The 5,770-nt window shown below is 63.3% G+C and carries 2 protein-coding genes and 1 pseudogene; 2 read left to right on the top strand and 1 reads right to left on the bottom strand.

Annotated features, from left to right (window positions below; genetic code table 11):
* A pseudogene (locus EN969_RS14075) lies at positions 1-417 on the bottom strand (xanthine dehydrogenase family protein molybdopterin-binding subunit); the annotation flags it as partial.
* A 156-nt stretch (positions 418-573) separates the two neighbouring features.
* Between EN969_RS14075 and pepN the strand changes: the two are divergent.
* Positions 574-3,219, top strand: a complete 2,646-nt coding sequence (pepN, locus tag EN969_RS14070) for an aminopeptidase N (RefSeq protein WP_063167698.1) — start codon at positions 574-576, stop codon at positions 3,217-3,219.
* A 259-nt stretch (positions 3,220-3,478) separates the two neighbouring features.
* A partial coding sequence (locus EN969_RS14065) for a PAS domain-containing sensor histidine kinase (RefSeq protein WP_127419190.1) occupies positions 3,479-5,770 on the top strand: 2,292 nt, incomplete at its 3' end.

Raw genomic sequence — 5,770 nt, 5'->3', positions numbered from 1 at the left:
GTCATAGTCGACATCGATCAATTCAGCGGCATCCTGCGCCAAGGCACGGCTGTCGGCGACGACGAAGGCAACGGCATCGCCGACATAGTTGACGCGGTCGCGGCACAGGATCGGGATGTCGCGCGTCGGCGCCTTGGTGCCGTCCGGCTGTTCCTGCATGACGCCGGATTTCAGATCGCCGAGATGGGCAAGGTCCTTGCCGGTCAGTACCAGATGGACGCCAGGTGCGGCCTTCGCCGCCTCGGTCGAACCGATGGTGAAGCTGGCCTTGGCGACCGGCGAACGCAGGAGATAGCCATGCAGGACGCCAGCCGGCTGGATGTCGTCGGTATAACGGCCCTGGCCCTGGATGAAGGCGGCATCCTCGCGCCGCAGCACGGATGCGCCCATGCCGAATTTCGGTGTGACGACGGTCATGGATGCCTCGTGATGATGACAGGAGAACGAACGCCTGAAATAGGCATTGCCTCAGTTTTGTCGAGGGGCCGTTTCGTGTAAAGAGCGCGGACTTCAAATTTCTTGGACCAGCGGACACAATCCGCCGCCAACGCAATCGACAGGAAAACCCACGGAATGCGCACGGACACCGGCCAGGTCTTCAAGCTCGAAGACTATCGCCCCAACGACTACCTCATTCCGCAAACCGACCTCACCTTCCGCCTTTCGCCAGACGCAACGCGTGTCACCGCCGTGCTCACGATAGAGCGCCGTGACGGCGTCTCCGCATCGGCTCCGTTGGTGCTCGACGGCGACGGGCTTACGCTCAAGCACATCGAGATCGACGGCAAGAAGGTAAAACCGGCGGATCTGCTGGCGACGCCCGACCAGTTGACCATCCTCAAGCCACCGGTGGCGCGGCGCTTCCAGTTGCTCATCGAGACCGAGGTGGCGCCGGCGGGCAACGAAGCCCTGATGGGCCTCTACCGCTCGAGCCACGTCTACTGCACGCAATGCGAAGCCGAGGGCTTTCGCCGCATCACCTATTTCCTCGACCGTCCCGATATCCTGTCCGTCTACACGGTGCGCATGGAGGCAATGCGCGACGAGGCGCCGCTGCTCCTGTCCAACGGCAACCCGCTCGAAAAGGGCGACCTCGGCGACGGCTGGCATTATGCAGTGTGGCACGACCCTTTCCCCAAGCCGTCCTATCTGTTCGCATTGGTGGCCGGCAATCTCGGCCGGCTCGCGGACAGTTTCGTCACCCTGTCCGGCCGCACGGTCGAGCTCGGCATCTATGTCGAGCCCGGCAAGGAGACGCTGGCCGGCTATGCGATGGACGCCCTGAAGCGGTCGATGAAATGGGACGAGGAGGCGTTCGGCCGCGAATACGATCTCGACGTCTTCAACATCGTCGCCGTGTCGGACTTCAACATGGGCGCGATGGAGAACAAGGGCCTCAACATCTTCAACGACAAATATGTGCTGGCCGACCGGGAGACCGCGACGGACGCCGATTTCGCCAATATCGAGGCGATCATAGCGCATGAGTATTTCCACAATTGGACAGGCAACAGAATCACTTGCCGCGACTGGTTCCAGCTCTGCCTGAAGGAAGGCCTGACGGTTTTCCGCGACCACGAATTCTCCGCCGACCAGCGCTCGCGCGCGGTCAAGCGTATTGCCGAGGTGCGGACCTTGCGCGCCCACCAGTTTCCAGAGGACCAGGGCCCACTGGCGCATCCGGTGCGGCCGCGCCGCTACCGCGAGATCAACAATTTCTACACCGCGACGGTCTACGAGAAGGGCTCCGAAGTGGTGCGCATGATCCGCACAATTCTCGGTGCCGACGTGTTTCGCGCCGGCATGGACCTCTATTTCGAGCGGCACGACGGTGACGCGGCGACGATCGAGGATTTCATCAAGGTGTTCGAGGATGCGTCCGGCCGCGACCTGTCGCAGTTCGCGCTCTGGTATCATCAGGCGGGAACGCCGAACCTGACGATCAGTTCGACGCACAATCCGGCCGCGCAGGAGTTCACGCTCGAAATCGAGCAGTCGGTGCCGCCGACACCCTCCGAAAGCCGCAAGCGGCTGATGCACATCCCGCTCGCTTTCGGGCTGATCGGCGCCGGCGGCAAGCCTGTGCCGTATAGTAGCGTCGAGGGCGCCAGCGTCGAGGACGGCGTCATCCATATCCGCAAGCGTCGCCACATGGTGCGGTTTTCAGGCGTCACCGAGCGCCCGGCCGTGTCGCTCAACCGCGGCTTTTCGGCGCCGGTGACATTGTCCGTCGAGCAGAAAGCCGACGACCAGTTCTTCCTCGCCCGCCACGACGGCGACGCCTTCTCGCGCTGGCAGGCTTTCAACACATTGTTGACCGATGCGCTGATATCAGCGTTCCGCGAGATCCTCGGCGGCAAGCAGCCGGCCTTTGCGCCGCGGCTGATCGAACTCGCCGGCAGCATTGCCGGCGACGAGACGCTGGAGCCGGCCTATCGGGCATTGGCGCTGGCCCTGCCCGGCGAAGCCGACATTGCCCGCGACATCGGCAGGAACATCGACCCCGATGCCATCTATGCGGCTCGCGAGGCACTGGCGCTGGCGATCGGCACTGCGAACCGGGACGTTTTTTCGGGCCTCTACCTCAGCCTTGCCGACAGAGAAGCGTTCAGCCCCGACGCGGCAAGCGCCGGGCGACGCGCCTTGCGCAACACCCTGCTGGATTATCTGTCGCTGCAGCCGGGCGGAGCGGAACTCGCTGCCGGGCATTTCCAGTCCGCGACCAACATGACCGACCGCGCGGCAGCACTTGCCGTGCTCGCGCATCGTCACCACGGTTCGCCCGAGGCGGTCGAGGCGCTGGCGGCTTTCGAGACGACCTACGGGTCCGACCCGCTGATCATGGACAAATGGTTCCAGATCCAGGCCAGCGTACCGGGGCCGCAAACCGTCGACACCGTGAAGGCCTTGACCAACCACCCGGCCTTCTCGATGGGCAATCCGAACCGGGTGCGCTCGCTGATCGGCACCTTCTCCAGCGCCAATCAGACCGGCTTCCACCGGGCCGACGGCGAAGGCTACTGGTTCTTTGCTCAAACCGTCCTCGAGGTTGAAAAGCGCAACCCGCAAGTGGCGGCAAGGCTGGCGACGGCGCTCAGATCCTGGCGTTCGCTCGAACCCTTGCGGCAGGCGAAGGCCAGGGAAGCGCTGCTCTCGATCGCCGGCGCCGAAAACCTGTCGGCGGATCTGCGGGATATTGTCGAGCGCACGCTGGCTTAGCCGCTCTCTTCCTTCTCCCCTTGTGGCAGAAGGGAGATCCGTGCACGCCGCCAAGCTGGTGAATTTCAACCAGGACCTGCCAGCAGCGGCTTCCGTTAGGCGCTGCGCCAGCGAAAGCCCATTATTTTAGTCGATTTTTAATCTTTTTTCGCCGGACCACTGGACAAGGCGAATCACCTTTGATTCTTTACTGACGATTCGGAAGTGCGGCGTTTGCCGGATCACCAAGCAGCATAGGCAAATTCGGGGAGTGCCATTTATGGCGAAGGCGGACGCGTGGGGCGCGCCCGGAGGGACGGTTTTTGCGCATCGTGAGACGCGCGGCGACGGTCTTGCCGGGAATACGCGACTCATCGCCGAACCGGCCTACCGGCGGTTTCTGGCCGCCGAGCCGCTGCTGCGCCGATCAATACCCGTCCTCATCATCACCTTCCTGATCGTCATCGCGGCGCTGCGCGTGCTGTCGCTGATGAACGAGCGCGACGATGTCGAGCGCAATGCCAAGGCGATCCTGACGCTGGCGGCGGGCCAGCTGGCCAGTTCGCTCGCCACCACCTCGGAAACGGTGCCCGGCGCCATACAGGATCTGCTGGAGACCACCAGCCGTCAGGGCGCGATGGGCCGCAGCCATGTGCTTGTCATCACCGACAGCGCTTTCAAGATCGTCGCGGTGACGCCACGCTCGATGCCATGGCAGGGCCATTCTCTGGACGGCCTCGTCGAGGGCGGCCAGCCCTTGTTCATGTTCGGCGATCGTGCGGGCGTCATGGACGTCAACATCGACGGACGGGATTGGTACGCCGCGGTCAGCCTGGCGAATGGCGGAAAGGGTGCATCGGCGGCCCTGGTGCCACAGGACGCGGTTTTCGATGCCTGGCGCAAGACCGTTTCGCTGAACGTCACCCTGTTCGTGCTGACGGCCGGTGTGCTGATCGTCATCCTCTATGCCTATTTCGGCCAGGCGGCACGTGCGCAGGCGGCCGACCGCATCTACCTCGAAGCGCATCAGCGCATCGACATGGCGCTGGTTCGCGGCCGCTGCGGCCTGTGGGACTGGGACATGGTGCGCGGCAAGATGTACTGGTCGCGCTCGATGTACGACATGCTCGGCTACAAGCCTTGCGAAACGATGCTGTCCTTCGGCGAGGTCGATCAGATCATCCATCCCGAGGACGGCGACCTGTTCGAGCTCGCCAACAGAATCGTCGCTCGCGAGATCGATCACATCGATCAGGTGTTCCGCATGCGCCATGCCGATGGCCAATGGGTCTGGATGCGCGCGCGGGCACAGGTCATCGATCCGGAAGCGCCGGAGATCCAGCTGATCGGCATCGCCGTCGACGTCACCGAACAGCGTCATCTGGCGCTGCGTTCCGAGGCTGCCGACCTTCGCCTCAGAACGGCGATCGAGAACATCAACGAATCCTTCGTGCTGTGGGATTCGACGCAGCACCTGATCATGTGCAATTCCAAATACCAGCAGGACAACGGGCTTTCGGACCGCGACGTGATGCCGGGCACCGCGCGCGCGGCTCTGGAAGAACGCATGCTGGCCTTTGCTTCCGAAAGGCGGCTTGCCCACACCAGCGGCCTGCAGGGCGGCGCCACTTTCGAGCGGCAGTTGGCCGATGGCCGCTGGCTGCAGGTCAACGAACTGAAGACCCGGGACGGCGGCATCGTCTCGGTCGGTTCCGACATCACCCAGATCAAGCTGCACCAGGAGAAGCTGGTCGACAGTGAGCGACGGCTGATGGCAACGATCCATGATCTCAGCCTCGCGCGGCGGGCCGAAGAGGAGCGTTCGCGCGAACTGGTCGACCTCAACCGCAAATACATGAAGGAAACCGAACGGGCCGAAGCGGCGAACCGGGCCAAATCCGAATTCCTGGCCAACATGTCGCATGAGTTGCGCACGCCGCTGAACGCCATCATCGGCTTCTCCGAACTGATGGAACAAGGGCTGTTCGGCCCGCTCGGATCGGAGCGCTACGAGGAATATGCCACCGACATCAACAGCAGCGGCAAGTACCTGCTGGGCGTCATCAACGATATTCTCGACATGTCCAAGATCGAGGCCGGCCAGTTCTCTCTGGACCGGGAAGAGATCGACCTCGGCCCGCTGATCAGCGAAACCGTACGCGTCGTTTCGCTGCAGGCGGCGCAAAAGGCCATCTCCGTGGAAACGCGCATTGCCGATGCGCTGACGCTGGTCGCCGATCGCCGTGCGATCAAGCAGATCGTCATCAACCTTTTGTCCAATGCGGTGAAGTTCACCGGCCACGGCGGCCACATATCGGTCAGGGCCCGCAACACATCCGGCGCGCTGGTGCTGACGATCGAGGACAATGGCTGCGGCATCCCCAAGGAGGCGCTCGGAAAGCTCGGACGGCCGTTCGAACAGGTGCAGAACCAGTTCTCCAAGAGCCATGGCGGGTCCGGCCTTGGCCTTGCCATCTCACGTTCGCTGGCCGAGCTTCAGGGCGGCGCGCTGAAGATCCGGTCGAGGGAAGGTGTCGGCACTATCGTGTCGGTGCGCATTCCGGTGAAGAAG

The organism is Mesorhizobium sp. M7A.F.Ca.CA.003.01.2.1 (assembly GCF_003998945.1).
Lineage (GTDB): Bacteria > Pseudomonadota > Alphaproteobacteria > Rhizobiales > Rhizobiaceae > Mesorhizobium > Mesorhizobium ciceri.
The sequence above is the reverse complement of the archived record's forward strand: the minus strand, read 5'-3'. Positions and strand labels throughout refer to the sequence as shown.

Excerpts from the sequence above, each read along its gene's own strand:
- pepN (WP_063167698.1), top strand. The coding sequence starts at position 574 with ATGCGCACGGACACCGGCCAGGTCTTCAAGCTCGAAGACTATCGCCCC.